Annotated in this window: 14 protein-coding genes and 1 pseudogene; 9 read left to right on the top strand and 6 right to left on the bottom strand. The window is 40.6% G+C overall.

Translation table 11 applies throughout. The annotated features are described in order from the left end of the window. The first annotated feature begins 32 nt into the window (after positions 1 to 32). The gene (locus WA352_RS00815) at positions 33 to 1,304 is read left to right on the top strand and encodes a hypothetical protein (RefSeq protein WP_033134372.1); all 1,272 of its coding nucleotides are present in this window, start codon (positions 33 to 35) and stop codon (positions 1,302 to 1,304) included. A gap of 67 nt (positions 1,305 to 1,371) precedes the next feature. On the opposite strand, the gene WA352_RS00810 is transcribed toward WA352_RS00815, so the two are convergent. Continuing rightward, positions 1,372 to 1,986, bottom strand: a complete 615-nt coding sequence (locus WA352_RS00810; RefSeq protein ID WP_004804029.1) for a hypothetical protein — start codon at positions 1,984 to 1,986, stop codon at positions 1,372 to 1,374. A gap of 618 nt (positions 1,987 to 2,604) precedes the next feature. Between WA352_RS00810 and WA352_RS00805 the strand changes: the two genes are divergently transcribed. After that, on the top strand, positions 2,605 to 2,916 hold the full coding sequence (locus WA352_RS00805) for a hypothetical protein (protein ID WP_005201261.1): 312 nt from the start codon (positions 2,605 to 2,607) through the stop codon (positions 2,914 to 2,916). A gap of 76 nt (positions 2,917 to 2,992) precedes the next feature. Then, positions 2,993 to 4,348, top strand: coding sequence for a S8 family serine peptidase (locus WA352_RS00800; protein ID WP_005201260.1), 1,356 nt, complete (start codon positions 2,993 to 2,995; stop codon positions 4,346 to 4,348). 93 nt (positions 4,349 to 4,441) lie between these two features. Here the strand turns inward: WA352_RS00800 and WA352_RS00795 are convergent, their stop codons facing one another. Both WA352_RS00795 and WA352_RS00790 read right to left on the bottom strand, forming a co-directional pair. Then, positions 4,442 to 4,852: a hypothetical protein gene (locus WA352_RS00795; RefSeq protein ID WP_033134373.1), complete on the bottom strand. Its 411-nt coding sequence runs from the start codon at positions 4,850 to 4,852 to the stop codon at positions 4,442 to 4,444. Positions 4,853 to 5,062: 210 nt separating this feature from the next. Beyond that, positions 5,063 to 5,485 carry a hypothetical protein gene (locus WA352_RS00790; protein WP_033134374.1) on the bottom strand — a complete coding sequence of 141 codons (423 nt, stop codon included), beginning with the start codon at positions 5,483 to 5,485 and terminating at the stop codon, positions 5,063 to 5,065. Positions 5,486 to 5,658: 173 nt separating this feature from the next. On the opposite strand from WA352_RS00790, the gene WA352_RS00785 reads away from it, so the two are divergent. Further along, positions 5,659 to 5,943 carry a YciI family protein gene (locus WA352_RS00785; protein WP_005185387.1) on the top strand — a complete coding sequence of 95 codons (285 nt, stop codon included), beginning with the start codon at positions 5,659 to 5,661 and terminating at the stop codon, positions 5,941 to 5,943. A 63-nt stretch (positions 5,944 to 6,006) separates the two neighbouring features. Here the strand turns inward: WA352_RS00785 and glyS are convergent, their stop codons facing one another. Beyond that, the gene (glyS, locus tag WA352_RS00780; RefSeq protein ID WP_033134375.1) at positions 6,007 to 8,076 is read right to left on the bottom strand and encodes a glycine--tRNA ligase subunit beta; all 2,070 of its coding nucleotides are present in this window, start codon (positions 8,074 to 8,076) and stop codon (positions 6,007 to 6,009) included. Further along, positions 8,076 to 9,065 carry a glycine--tRNA ligase subunit alpha gene (gene glyQ / locus WA352_RS00775; RefSeq protein ID WP_033134376.1) on the bottom strand — a complete coding sequence of 330 codons (990 nt, stop codon included), beginning with the start codon at positions 9,063 to 9,065 and terminating at the stop codon, positions 8,076 to 8,078. The genes glyS and glyQ overlap by 1 nt, the downstream gene beginning before the upstream one ends. A 294-nt stretch (positions 9,066 to 9,359) precedes the next feature. Here glyQ and WA352_RS00770 point away from each other — a divergent pair. From WA352_RS00770 to WA352_RS00755, 4 genes and pseudogenes are all read left to right on the top strand, one after another. Beyond that, positions 9,360 to 10,622: pseudogene (locus tag WA352_RS00770) on the top strand (putative DNA modification/repair radical SAM protein). A gap of 2 nt (positions 10,623 to 10,624) precedes the next feature. Beyond that, positions 10,625 to 11,416 (top strand): TIGR03915 family putative DNA repair protein, encoded by a 792-nt coding sequence (locus tag WA352_RS00765; protein ID WP_033134378.1) that lies wholly within the window; start codon positions 10,625 to 10,627, stop codon positions 11,414 to 11,416. Positions 11,417 to 11,548: 132 nt separating this feature from the next. Further along, positions 11,549 to 11,965 (top strand): lysozyme inhibitor LprI family protein, encoded by a 417-nt coding sequence (locus tag WA352_RS00760; protein ID WP_004804050.1) that lies wholly within the window; start codon positions 11,549 to 11,551, stop codon positions 11,963 to 11,965. A 111-nt stretch (positions 11,966 to 12,076) separates the two neighbouring features. After that, positions 12,077 to 13,177: an HPP family protein gene (locus WA352_RS00755; RefSeq protein WP_033134379.1), complete on the top strand. Its 1,101-nt coding sequence runs from the start codon at positions 12,077 to 12,079 to the stop codon at positions 13,175 to 13,177. Between the two features lie 72 nt (positions 13,178 to 13,249). On the opposite strand, the gene WA352_RS00750 is transcribed toward WA352_RS00755, so the two are convergent. Continuing rightward, positions 13,250 to 13,519, bottom strand: a complete 270-nt coding sequence (locus WA352_RS00750; protein WP_004804053.1) for a PspC domain-containing protein — start codon at positions 13,517 to 13,519, stop codon at positions 13,250 to 13,252. A gap of 345 nt (positions 13,520 to 13,864) precedes the next feature. On the opposite strand from WA352_RS00750, the gene WA352_RS00745 reads away from it, so the two are divergent. Next, the gene (locus WA352_RS00745) at positions 13,865 to 14,539 is read left to right on the top strand and encodes a hypothetical protein (protein ID WP_004804055.1); all 675 of its coding nucleotides are present in this window, start codon (positions 13,865 to 13,867) and stop codon (positions 14,537 to 14,539) included. Positions 14,540 to 14,564 lie beyond the last annotated feature (25 nt).

The raw sequence follows: 14,564 nt of genomic DNA, 5'->3' as shown, positions 1-14,564 counted from the left end.
TACAGACCTAGGATCAACTTTTCAGTGTGAGCATGGATAAGCAAATAATATTTGAAGATGAGCACATTCGCGTTATTTTTTTAAAAGGTTCAAGTGACACTTTAGTGATTTCGTTTGGCGACTTGATTAGTCGTGCTAAAGGCATGTCAATTAATGCTGAAAAATCCTTAATAAAATATCAATACAATGTGATCGGCATTATGCCGAAGCAGAAATCATGGTTTCCAAAAAGTAGCATGCTTCAGATGCAGCAGCAGATTCAACCGATTTTGCAGCAATTTAAAGGCATTGTCGGCTATGGCGGCTCAATGGGTGGCTATGCTGCAATCAAGTATTCAAATTTATTGAATATGCAAAAGATTGTGGCTTTTGTGCCACAGTATTCCATTGACCCTGATGTGGTACAGGATCGCCGTTATGCTGAATTTTTTGATGCGTCTATCCATCAAGACATGCAAATTCAGGCAGATGAAGTCGATTCATCGCGTGAGTACATCATTGTCTACGATCCGTACTATGCAGAAGATAAAGAGCATTTCTTAAAGATCCAACCTTTATTGCCTAAAATGCATGTGATTCATTTGCCATTTACAGGCCATGAAGCACTTTCTGTTTTAGCAAGTTCCCAGTTGCTGAATGATTTTGTGGTTAAACCATTTGAAATCACTTATTTCTATAAGCGGGTTCGAGAAGTTAAGAAGCAAAGCAAGTTCTATTATCGACATGTATTGGATGCCTTGTTACCTCGCCATAATCAGGCTTTATTAAAAATACTGCAACAGAACGACATTGCCTTAGATGAGCGCTATTTTGATGCTGCGCTCAAACAAAAACTGGTACAGCAACTGTTTAATCTAAAACAAGGCACTGAACAGAATTTACATAAGCTCGGCGTACATCTGCATTTTGCACAACATACCGAGACACAAGCTGCCAATGTGGTGAATGCGCAGAATCAGTTTTTGGTCTTTAATTTGGCAAGCTTGAAATTAGAGTGCTATAGCGCTGAGATTATTGCAGCCAATCCAGCCTATCTATTGCCATTAAACCTGACTGCCAATAGTTTGGTGAAGCTCAGATTGAATGATGAATATTATTTATTGAGTATGAATGATCGTGGAATTCATAAATTGGTCAAAGAGGGTGAACCCTTTGCACTGGATCAATCGCCGTTGGTGTTTAAACACTATGCTGATTTTTATCATCTAAGTTATAAGCAGCTGACCTTAAGTTGTGATCCGCAAGGCTTGACTCAGTTTATTGAAAATAATGCGGATGAACAGACCAGACTGCAATTATGCTGAATGACTGCTCTGCAATAAAAAAAAGCCCTTTGAATATTCAAAGGGCTTTTTTATATCTTACTGACTATTAATTCGCACCAATTTTTGCATTGGTATTGACGTTGGCATTTACGCCTAACACTTTAACACCTACATTTGCACCTGTTTGCAGGTTCTTTTTATCAGCATTCAAACCTGTTTGAGCATTTACACCAGCTGTTTTGCCATTCAATTGTGCTTTGGCATTGGTTTGTGCTTCCAAATTCAATGATTTAGATTTTGAAGTTGCCTGTTTATCCGCAATACGCTGTTTTACATTTGCAGTCGTATCTGCAGCGAATTCTTTACCATCAACTGCCTTGTCTACAGCATAGTCTTTGGTATTTTTTACGACTTCGCCTGTTTTATTCGCGACTTTAGAGCCAACATTTGTTGCCGCATTAACTGTTTGATGCGTAGCTGCAACACCTGTATTTACAGCAGCATGACCGACATTATGTGCAGTATGACCAACACCTTGAGCCACTTGACCCACACCTTGTGCTGTGCCTTTCACTGCACCTGTGACGCCTTTAAGTAGGCCACCTGATTGTACATTGACTTGAGCTGAGCCACTGGCATTTGCGCCTACGTTCTGTGCAAAAACTGAAGCAGAAGCAAGGATAGAAGTTGTCACGATAGCTGTTTTGATCATTTTTTTCATTGCGATTTCCTTAAGCGATGTACCGTATTGGGGTACTTCATTAACGCAACTGCATCATAGCGAGCAAAAAATCAGAAATGTGTGATTTTCATCAAACGTTACAACCAGATTACAGCTTAAAAACAATCTGGAGAGAAATTGTGGAGATTATTTATACTGATAAGCACGTGAAAAGTATAGTTTTTTAATTAATATAAATTATTGTAGTAAATCAATTTTGAGAAAAGTAATGGCAATAATATAGCTACTCTTCTGGTTATGTTTTAACAAAATGAATATGAAAATTATGAATAAATAAATAGCTTTAAACCGATTCAAAAAAGATCAAAAAAATGGCATTTTTATTGCTTGGTATAACTATGTGAAATTGTGATTGCACTTTTTTAGTCATTTCATTTTTTTCATCGTGTTTGCAGTGCGTAGAAATTTTGCACCAGGAAGCACAAGATTAAATACCATGATGCCGCTATATTTTTTGATAAACCCACGATTCAGATCGTATTTTATTTAAAGATATATGTGAAATATAAAGTGAATCTTAAATTGTATTCGCATTATTTATAGAAAAAGAATTGAAAACCAAGTAATGGCCAGTAAATAAAGCGCTGGAGAATATGAATGAAACAGATTGCAGCATTTTTAATTGTATTGATTGCACTGGGTGTGGTGGTTTTCTACTTTGAACCTGCCGAACCAACCAGTTCAACGGATGATACCGCAATTTATCAGATCAGCCCTGATCATTCAGGGAATATTTCAACCGTTTTAAGCAAACAGGAGGTGAACACAACCGAACATACCACATCACATATGTTGAAAAAATTGGAGACAACTCAAAAAGATACCCAATTTTACGATACGAAAAGCGATCCTTCGATACAACCGATTGATCCTGACACTGATCCAGCCAATGAAATTAAAAAACTTTAAATCGTCTGGGCTTCTTTTATCCAAGAAAAACAGATATTAAGAACCGTTCTTTATCCAAGAACGATGGAGATCAATAGTGAACAATAAAACCTTACTACTTTTAAGCTTGTGTGCTTTTTATACCACTACAGCCTCTGCCGCAGCACTCGATGCTGTCCAACTCAAACAACGACTCAGCACCGCAGCATTAAATAAAGTGTCGAATGGCAAAATTAATATTGATGCCTTAGTCGACAATGACTCAAATGATCTACTGATTGAATACGATAGCAGTGCAACGAGCACTACTTTAGGGCGAGAAAAACGTAGCCTGATTGCGGATGGTAAAAGTCAGTTTAAAAATAAATTTAGCAACGCAGCAGGTTTTCAGACCTTGCGTGAGTTTAATGGTTTGCCTTTGGGCTTATATCGTATTCAAAATCGTGAAACCTTAGCGCAGGTGTTAAATGATCCGACGGTAAAGGGTGTTTATCCAAACCGTAAAAATGTCCCGACCACAATGGAAAGTCTACCTCTTATTAATCAACCTCAAGCGGTCACAAATGGCTTTACTGGGGAGGGTTCGAGTGTGGTGGTGATTGATACTGGGGTGAATTATAAACATGCTGACTTTGGCTGTACCGCAGTCAATACCCCAGCTTCAACATGTCGTGTGGTCTATGCCTTTGATAGCGCACCTGATGACAATAGCTTGGATGATGACGGGCATGGCAGTAACGTTTCTGGGATTGTTGCCAAAGTTGCATCTAAAACCAAAATAATTGGGATAGATGTGTTTAGAAAAGTTCGATCACAAGGGCAATGGGCAAGTACCGCTTATGACAGTGATATTCTGGCAGGCATTAACTGGGCCGTAAATAATGCGCAAACCTATAACATTAAAGCGATTAATTTAAGTTTGGGTGTACCTGGGGTGAAATACACCTCTGAATGTAGCAATAGCAGCTATAGTACGGCTTTTGCCAATGCGCGTGCAGCAGGTGTTGTACCTGTAGTGGCTTCGGGTAATGATGCCTTCGCCGATGGGATTTCTTCACCAGCCTGTGTGAAAGGTGCAGTACGAGTAGGCGCGGTGTATGACAGTAATATTGGTGGCGTGTCTTGGGGCAATCCTTTGAAATGCTCTGATCCAACCACAGCAGCCGATAAAATCACATGCTTTAGTAATGGTGGCTCATTGGTGACTTTATTGGCACCAGGTGCAATGATTACTGCAGGTGGGGAAACTCAAGGTGGAACTTCACAGGCTGCGCCTCATGTTGCAGGGGCAATCGCATTATTACGTGCCAATGGCGTGACACCATCAGAGACCATCGATCAAACCGTAAATCGTTTGAAAGTAACAGGTAAGCCAATTACCGATACGCGAACTGGTTTGGTGTTCCCACGTATTGATTTACTGTCTGCAACCAGCGGACTCAGTTCGAATTAAGATTATTTTATAGTTTAAAGATCGATCCAAAAATAGTTTAAAAAGCCATGACTCGTTGCAGCTAGAGATAGATGCAACGAGTTTTTTATAGGCTTAATGACATTGTGCTAGCTTATCTGCACTAAAGTTACTTTGTAGTTTGTGAAAATTGGCTTGAACAGTGGCATCTTGCACATCAAAGGCGGTCGCGGTTGTTGGTTGAGCAAGTGTTTTATCTTGATAGTGTTGAGTGGTTGAGCTTGCTGAAATTAAACCATTTTGATTAAAGCTCCAATGTTCAACTGCCTGACCGCCATCAAAATATCCCGTGAATTCGATGTTGCAGTGTTGGTCTTGTTTGGTCAATTTTGCGATATTACCTTCAGTGGATGGTGTGGCACCAATATTCTTCACTTGCTGTAATGTTTGTGTGCCATTGTTCTGTGTAGAGAGCGCTGAGCAAGCAGTAAAACTGATTGCACTGATGCAGGAAAGAAAAATTATTTTGAAAGTGCGTTGCGTCATGTGCAAAATTCCAGTCCGATGAATTTATGCGATTTAGTGTGTCGGCAAAACCCGTGAAGTTCAATGAATGTTTTGAGCGTACACTGTAAATTTAACGCCTATTTTTCAAATCACTATAACAGCGCAGTTTTTAGAAAATGATATTTCAGATGATCAGGCTAGATGTATTTGAAGAAATAAAAAACCTCTACGGTGTAGAGGTTTTTGGGTTTAATTTTTTGAAGACTGACTCAGTTCAGCACGCTCGATCGGGACATTGCCTTCATTGGTGCCCACCACCGCATCTTTGGTGTCTTGCCATTTTTTGGCTGTGTATTGTTTGGCTTTTTCAGTTTGTGTTTGAACAACTTCAGATTGTTCTTCCGTATATTTCTTGGTGTCTTGCCATTTTTCGCTCATCTTTTGCGATGTGTTTTCGGATGCGCCTTGGATTGAATCACCGAGATTCTGCATGCCTTTACCTGTTTTATATAGCAGGATACGACCTAGGCTTGGATTGTCGCCGTAGGGCATGGCTTTTTCAGGGACAGCATTAGAAGCATTGCTTGTGGTGTTAGTTGTGTCTGCTGCCCAAAGCGAAGACGATGCAATCAGTGCCGTCGTAACACATAATATTTGTACTTTATTCATCATCTTTTCTGTCCTTTCCGCGATATTGTCGCAATCGAGATTTTATATCTTATCGTTGGATTGAAGAAAAGAGTGGGGATGATATGAAATTGATACAGTTATGTATAAATAATGAGATTCGATAATCCTAAAGAGTATGATGGAAAGAAATAATTAATTGGGGTTTAGCAGAAAAAATGATTGTTGTGACTTTAACTTATAAGAAACCATTGAACGAGGTTGATTCCTTTCTAAATGAGCATGTTCAATTTTTACAGGATAATTATGAGCGAAAGAAATTTTTAGCATCTGGACGCCGTGAGAATAGGGTGGGTGGTGTAATTTTAATATTGGGTTCATCTATTCGAGAAGCTAAAGAAATAATAAAAAATGACCCATTTTATATTCAGGAAATTGCAGATTATGATTTCTTACTATTTGAACCTTCAAAGTGTTTGGATGAGATTAAAGCACTTGTGTAAGTGAATTAAAGTAAAAATAAAGGGATCTATCAAAGATCCCTTTATTGAAGATATGCTTAGAGCTTAACCCTGCAACACACTTACATCTGCAATTGCCGTGAACAAATCACGTAATTGAGCCAATAAACGTAAACGGTTGGCTTTTAATTCAGCATCATCTGCCATGACCATTACACCTTCAAAGAAGGCATCAATTGGTGCACGAAGCGCAGCAAGCTTAGACAACGCTTCTGTGTAGTTACGTGCAGCAAGTAAAGGCTGAACCACAGGCGTGAGGGCTGACAATTCTGCATAAAGTGCTTTTTCAGCAGCTTCAACCAGATTTGCTTCAACCACAGCACCTTCCGGTGTCGCTTCTTTAGCAAGAATATTGGCAACACGTTTATTTGCCGCAGCCAATGCAGCTGCTTCTGGTAAGGTACGGAAATGATTGACCGCAGTCACACGCTTGTCAAAATCAAGAGGAGATTTTGGTGCAAGTGCTTGAACCGCTTGAATCACATCAACCGCAACGCCTTGGTCTTCATACTTGGCACGGTAGCGACCTTCAAGGAATGCAACAGCATCCGCACGGGTTTTATCGTGATCTTTAACAACGTCGCCATAACCTTGCAAGGCAAAATTCACCAGCTCTTCGATGGTCACATCAAGTTCATTTTCGATGATTAAACGCAAGATACCGATTGCAGAACGACGTAATGCAAATGGATCTTTAGAACCTGTTGGTGCTTGACCAATACCGAAAATACCTACTAGCGTATCTAAACGATCCGCAAGGGCAATGGTTGTACCCGTCTTGGTTTGCGGTAATACATCACCAGCAAATTTAGGTAAATACTGTTCACCTAAAGCTTCGGCAACTTCGTTATTTTCACCTTCAAGGCGCGCATAGTACGTGCCTGCAATCCCTTGAAGTTCTGGGAATTCACCCACAAGTTCAGAGGTTAAGTCACATTTCGCAAGTAACGCAGCTTTCTCAGCATCAGCAACATTTGCCCCCGTAATTGGAGACAATGCCACCGCTAATTTAGCAATACGTTCTGATTTATCCCAAAGTGTGCCCAATTGCGCTTGGAATACCATATTGGCTAATTTTTCTTTACGAGACGCAAGCGGTTGCTTTTGGTCTTGTAAGAAGAAGAATTCCGCATCAGACAAACGTGGACGTACAACTTTCTCATTCCCTTCAATAATTTGAATCGGATCTTTCGACTCAATATTTGAAATGGTAATGAAGTAAGGCTGTAATTTACCTTCTGCATTGATTAAACAGAAATACTTCTGGTTATCCTGCATGGTGGTAATCAAAGCTTCTTGAGGAACAGCTAAATAACGCTCTTCAAAAGTTGCACGTAAAGCAACAGGCCATTCAACCAGACTGGTTACTTCATCAAGCAAATCTGCTGGCACAATTGCAGTCGCATTGACTTCATCTGCCAATGTTTTGACTTGTTCTTGAATCGTCGCTTGACGCTTTTCGAAATTCGCAACTACATAGGCTTGTTCTAAAGTTGCTAAATAGTCATTTGCATGCGCCAAAGTCACGGCTTCAGGTGCATGGAAACGATGACCATAAGTCACATTTCCTGCTTTGTGATCTTGAATGGTTGCTTCAACCACTTGATCATCTTTCAGCAATACCACCCATTTTACTGGACGTACGAATTCAGTACGGCTTGCCGCTGAACGCATACGTTTTGCGATTGGCAAGTTATCCAATGCGGTCTGTAAAATTTGTGGCAGTAAAGCGTCAAGACTTTGACCTTTGACATCTTTCAAGAAGCAAACTTTTTCAACTTTACCCGCTTGGAACGTCGAAAGCTGGTCAACGGTAATACCTTGACCGCGCATAAAGCCTTCAAGTGCCTTAGTTGCGTTACCTTCAGCATCATAAGCCGCTTGTACCGCAGGGCCATCAAAACGTTTTTGCGTGTCTGCTTGAGCAGTGTCGATATCAACAATTTTCAATGCTAAACGACGTGGTGCAGCATAGGCTTCGATAGAGGCGAAATTTAAGCCCGCATCTTTAAGGCCTTTTTCCGTTTCTGCTTTGAGTGCATCACGTAAAGTCTTTAAGCTTTTTGGTGGAAGTTCTTCACAGCCAAGTTCGAATAAAACTGTATGTTGAGTCATTATTTATTCTCCTTCGCTTTTTCAGCTTGGGCTGCTTCTGCTTCAACTTGTGCTTTAAGTTGAGCCAATACTTCATCACGCAAATGTGGTTCTGCCATTGGGAAACCAAGTTTCGCGCGGGCAGTCACGTAACTTTGTGCAATTGAACGCGCCAAAGTACGAACACGTAAAATATAACGTTGACGTTCAGTTACCGAAATCGCACCACGCGCATCCAGCAAGTTAAAGCAATGCGATGCTTTGATCACTTGCTCGTAAGCAGGAAGTGGCAATTCAGCTTCGATTAAACGAGATGCTTCCGCTTCATAGAAGTCAAACAATTCAAACATTTTATCGACTGGTGCATATTCAAAGTTATAGGTTGATTGCTCAACTTCGTTTTGATGGAATACATCACCATAAGTTACTGTACCGAATTGACCTTTGGTCCAAACCAGATCGTAAACTGAGTCTACACCTTGCAGATACATGGCAAGACGTTCTAAGCCGTAAGTGATTTCACCTGTCACAGGGTAACATTCAATACCACCGACTTGCTGGAAGTAAGTGAACTGAGTCACTTCCATACCATTTAACCAAACTTCCCAACCTAAGCCCCAAGCCCCAAGGGTTGGAGATTCCCAGTTATCTTCTACGAAACGAATGTCGTGAGTTAGGGTATCAATGCCGATTGCTTTTAATGAATCGAGATAAAGCTGCTGGATATTGTCTGGGTTTGGTTTAAGTACCACTTGGAACTGATAGTAGTGTTGTAAACGGTTCGGGTTTTCACCATAACGACCGTCTTTCGGACGACGTGATGGTTGAACATAAGCCGCGTTCCAAGTTTCTGGCCCCAATGCACGTAAGAAGGTCGCAGTGTGAAAAGTACCTGCGCCCATTTCCATATCATATGGTTGTAATACGACGCAGCCTTGCTCCGCCCAATAGTTTTGTAGGGCAAGAATTAAGCCCTGAAATGTGTCAATATGCGATATAGCACGACTCATGGTGCATCCACTGGAATCAAACAAAAATTGTGGTTAAGTATAAGGATTTTGTAGAGGAGTGGCAAAGGCTTCTAGCACTTCGCCAGCAAGTTCTGATCAGAAATAAAAAATAGAGCGGCTCTTCTTAATTATATGTATAGATCGATTAAATAACGTTGAAATGAACCGTCTGGATTTAAAGTGAACAATCCTCACGTCAGCTCATGACGTATTGCATCTCACATGCTCTTAATTTCACAACTTTGAAATGCTAATTTTAAAACGATATTCTCTGTTTTCTTCAGGTCGTTTTAAATGTCTGATCGCATTCGTGAAAAGCTACAAATTTTAGCGGACGCTGCCAAATATGATGTGTCCTGTTCATCCAGTGGCAGTGACCGTAAAAATAAAGACAAAGGTCTAGGTGATGCCAGTCGGGCAGGGATTTGTCATAGCTATACCGAAGATGGACGCTGTGTTTCTTTGCTTAAAATTCTGTTTAGCAATGTCTGTATTTTTGATTGTGCCTATTGCGTGTCGCGCCGTTCCAATGATGTGAAACGGGCTGCATTTACGGTACAGGAAGTGGTTGACCTGACCATTAATTTTTATCGCCGTAATTATATTGAAGGGCTGTTTCTGAGCTCAGGTATTTTCAAGTCAGCCGACCACACCATGGAGCGTATGCTGCAAGTGGTGAAAAAACTGCGTTTGGAAGAAAATTTTAATGGCTATATTCATCTTAAAACTATTCCAGGGGCTTCACCTGAATTGATTCATGAAGCGGGTCTGTATGCCGATCGCATGAGTATTAATCTGGAAATGCCAACCGAGGTCGGTTTAAAAGCCTTTGCACCTGAAAAGTCGCATCAAGAAGTACAAAAAGATTTGGGGCTGGTTCTAGATCGCTTGATTCAGCTTAAAGATGAACGCCAGATTATCAAGCATGTGCCGAAATATGTCCCCGCAGGGCAGACCACACAGATGGTAGTGGGAGCGCATCAAGAAACTGATCAAGATGTGCTGTTTATGGCAGATCACCACTATAAATAATTTAAATTAAAGCGGGTCTATTTCTCAGGTTATATCCCGATTAATACCGAGAATAATTATTTACCTGCGGTAGGATCGGCGCCACCGTTGCTACGAGAAAATCGACTTTATCAAAGTGATTGGTTGATGCGTTTTTATGGTTTTCAGGTCAATGAAATTGTGAATGACCGATTCCCACATTTGGATCTGGATGTTGACCCGAAACTCAGTTGGGCATTGCGGCATCCAGAGCATTTTCCAGTAGATTTAAATCGAGCTGATTATCTTATGATTTTACGTGTGCCTGGCATTGGAGTGAAATCAGCCAAGAAAATTGTACAGGCGCGTCGTTTTGGCAAAATTCATGTCGATTTATTAAAGCAGTTAGGAGTGGCCTATTCACGTGCGCAGTATTTTATTCGTTGTGAAGACAGTCCTCGCTTTCAGAAGGAACTTTCTGCTGGTTTTATTCGTCAGCAGATTTTAACCCAAGGCTCATCTAAATATATCAAGCCGCTTTCACCTCAGTTGAGTTTAGGGTTTTAACAATGTCGAATGAGCAACTGAGCTATTATTTTGATGGTTCAATGGCAGGCTTGCTGAGCTGCGTATTTCGTGCCTTTCAGTTTAAAGAGTTTCAGGTTCAGCTCAGTTTATTGGATGGCGCACAACATGGCTTGTTTTCTGAAGTCATTGAGGTTCCGAGTCATGAGCAACATGCACAGCGGGTTTGGTCTGCTTTACAACAAAAACTGTCTAAAGCAGCATTGAAGCAGATTTATTTTGCTTCTCTATCTGAGTCACTTGATGCCTACCAGCATGTATTTAATTACTGTATTTATGTCTTTCAACAGCAGCATTCTATAGAAAAAGATTATTTACATCCGAGTGTGTTGGCCATTTCTCAATGGACCAAAAAAGTAGGACGTGAAAAGCATCGGATGGAGGCTTTTGTACGGTTTAAGAAAACCAAGGATGGGCTATTTTTAAGTTTAGTTCGTCCCGATTTTAATGTATTGCCTTTGATTCAGCCGCATTTTAGGCGCCGTTATCAGGATCAACGTTGGCTGATTTATGATGAGCAACGTAAATATGGACTCTATTATGATCTGCTCGATGTCCATGAAGTCTATATGGATGCAAATGAGATCGATCGTAATATTCAAAATGGCGGTAGCCAAAACTTCCAGTTGCAGCTTGATGAGCAGGAAGTTTTATACGATCAGCTTTGGAAAGATTATTTTAATAGTATCAATATTAAAGCACGCCAAAATATCAAATTACATGTGCAATATTCGCCGAAACGTTATTGGCGTTATCTGAATGAAAAATTCATTTGAGGTGATGTCTGTTGTTTGAAAAATGGATGTCATGGTGACCAATATTCGTAGAAGATAGGAGAATAAAAATCAGTATGGGCGTGATTTTTTGATTATGATTAAAAAATATGAGAACAACAAAAGAGCAGATCCATGACTAAATTAATGTTCACCGTTGTAGTGTTTGCAATGACGTGTTTGAGCGCTCATGCTTTTGCTAAAGCACAGGATAAAACCACTGATCCCTATAGCCAATGTGTTGACGAAACCATTCAAGAATTAAAGTTGGGTAACATCAATAATGCCGTGGTGGAAATCTGTAGTACAAGGGCTAAAACCCTCTATACCAAACAGATCGTACAATTGCTGGATCAAATTAAAATTCAGAGCAAGCAATATAAGCAGCCTGAACGATATAACGACATTATGAAATCGCAGCAACTCTGGAAAAATTTTGTGGATCAAGAGTGCCGTAATGCAGGGGCTTATATTGGCTCGCCGATGTATGAGTTCTGCCCGATGCAAAAATATGCAGAGCGATTGGAGCAGCTAAAAGAATATTTAAATTGAGCTTGAACAGCTTTTATCATGATTTAAAACTGTAATTTAAATACACCTTAAGCTTGAGTAGGCGTATACTGCTGCATCGAGTAAAACCACGCGAATCCAGCAAGGTGCATTGTGAGCTTGACCCAATCAGACTGGCTAAATTTTCTAAAACCGAATTATAAAGTCCTGCCTTTAAAAGAGAGGATGCTCTCTGGTCTCGGGGCTTTATGTGGTTTGGCGATTTCCTCCTTGATTAGCTGGTATGTCCTGGGTGGCATGAATGCGTGGTATATCGCCCCGATGGGGGCATCTTCTGTGCTGCTATTTGCAGTCCCCAACAGTCCGTTGGCGCAGCCTTGGAATGTTATTGTGGGGAATACACTGGCAGGATTCATTGGTGTTGCCTGTACGCAATATCTGCCTGATCTGACCAGTGCTTTTAGTGTTGCTGTTGGATTGGCAATTTTTGTGATGATGACCACAGACTCCTTGCATCCACCAAGTGGCGCAGTTGCGATTACTGCTGTCTTAGGAGGCGAAGCTGTACACCGCTTAGGTTTTCATTTTATCTTGTATCCAGTTCTGCTTAATTCGATTTTATTGCTTGTGTTTGCAGTGTTTTTTAATCGTTTGATTGGCCGTCATTATCCAATCACAGCACATGTAAATGAGCGATCTAAAGACCCGACACCCACCCAGAAAGTCTCAATTCAACCAAAAGATATTGAATATGCGCTTGAGCATCACACTGAGCTATTGGATATTAGTCAGTACGATTTAGAAAAAATCATTTTAGAAGCACAATCGCATGCCAACGAGCGCTTGATTAACTCATTCGTTTGCCAAGATATTATGAGCCGAGATGTGATTAAACTGCATGAGTATGATGATATTCATCAGGCCTTAGATAAGTTTAAAGCCGTGAATTTAATGAGTTTACCAGTCGTCAATGCGGAAGAGCATTTGGTCGGGACTTTGGCCTTATATGAAGTGGTGGAGTGGTTTAAAGGTGCAACAGATCCACGAAACTCTTGGCAGCACTATGTCAGACAGATTATGAGCCATAAAGTTGTGACAGTAAGTCCGTTACAACCGATTCAGGATTTGGTGCCTTACTTTGTCGAGAAATCATTTAACTATATTCCTGTAGTTGAGGAACATCGTTTAATCGGGATTATCAGTCGTGCCGATATGATTGCGGCCTTGCAACAGCAGTTGAATCGACAGGTCTGAATTTAGATAAAAAAAAGCTACGGTTGGATTAGGGGTAATTTCAACCGTAGCGACCAAAAAGGTAACCGAAAATTAACGTTTTATGCCTTGGTCTTCATACACTGTTTTTACAGGTTGTGAATAGCCTTGTACGTGATCAATACGCGCTTGCTGCTGTTTCGGAATGACCAGCCATAAAATCAGATACACCAAAATACCCGGGAAGGCTGCACTCATGAGTGAGATCACAACAAAGATCAGACGTAATAAATTTGCGTTCCAACCAAATCGTTCCGCAATACCGCCCATTACACCAGCGATCATGCTTTGTTGGTTTGAGCGATATAAACCAGAGTTGGCCATCGAGTTTTTCTCCTTAAATTCATGAAACAACAGTGAAAATAATAAATAGTGTTAGTTTGAGCTGCTGTTAATTAAGAAATAGGGGCGAACTGCTCTTTTTAAAGTTTAAACAGATGGGAGATTAGTTAAGTTGTGTAAATCATTGATGGAAAAACCGACAGCATCGCCTAAAATGCACCGAATTAAAGCATCCTGCTTTGTCAATTTACTATTTCAGTCCTATCGCATTGGCTATTACCCTTTTGGGGAATAGACGAACATTTAAATGATCCCTATATTTTCCGAAGTTTAGGACGAGTTCATGAAAAGCACGCGATAATGATGTTGATGTTAGAGATTTAGGATATGCAGTTCAGGTTATTCTTACAGCATGTTAGTGTAGGACTTCTATTGATTTTGGGTTTGAGTGCTTGTGATAGCCATCATCCAGAACCAGTAAAGCAACAACCCCAGACGCAACCGAGTGGTGAAACGAGTGAAGTGCTTGCAGATGAACAAGAAGAACAGCTTGCATCTGACGCGCAAGGGCTATCGCTAACCCAAGTAGCAGGCCAAGCAACATTGCCGTATTCTGCGGATCGTAAAAATAATTTGAGTAAACCTTCAGAAGCCGATTTGGTGTATGCGGGTCGTTATCATGCACGTATCCCTTGTAGCGATGCCTTTGCAGGCTGTGTCAATAATGAGAAAGAAGCAGAATATATTCTGAATTTAATGGATGATGGTTCTGTGTTCTGGACCAATACCAGTTTTAGCCGCCTTGGCTCAGATCCGTCACGTAATATTGCCAAGATTGAGCAGACCTGTAAGCAAGTACAGTGGCATGTGCATAAAGAACTAAATGAAATTATGATTCGCTGTGATGCTGCGGATGTAAACTTATATTATCAAGTGAGTCCGAATCAAGACTTGGTGATGGATCTGGATAAGATCTGGAATGGCGATAATGGGCGGAATCGTAAGTTCTTTAAAGAGTATCCATTCCCAGAACAAGCCTATGTATTTAAGAAAGTTGATTAAATAATCTGTATTCAAAATAAAAAAG

Source organism: Acinetobacter sp. 102 (assembly GCF_037028485.1).
GTDB lineage: Bacteria > Pseudomonadota > Gammaproteobacteria > Pseudomonadales > Moraxellaceae > Acinetobacter > Acinetobacter higginsii.
Note: the sequence above shows the minus strand (reverse complement) of the source record. Positions and strands in the feature narration are given on the sequence as shown.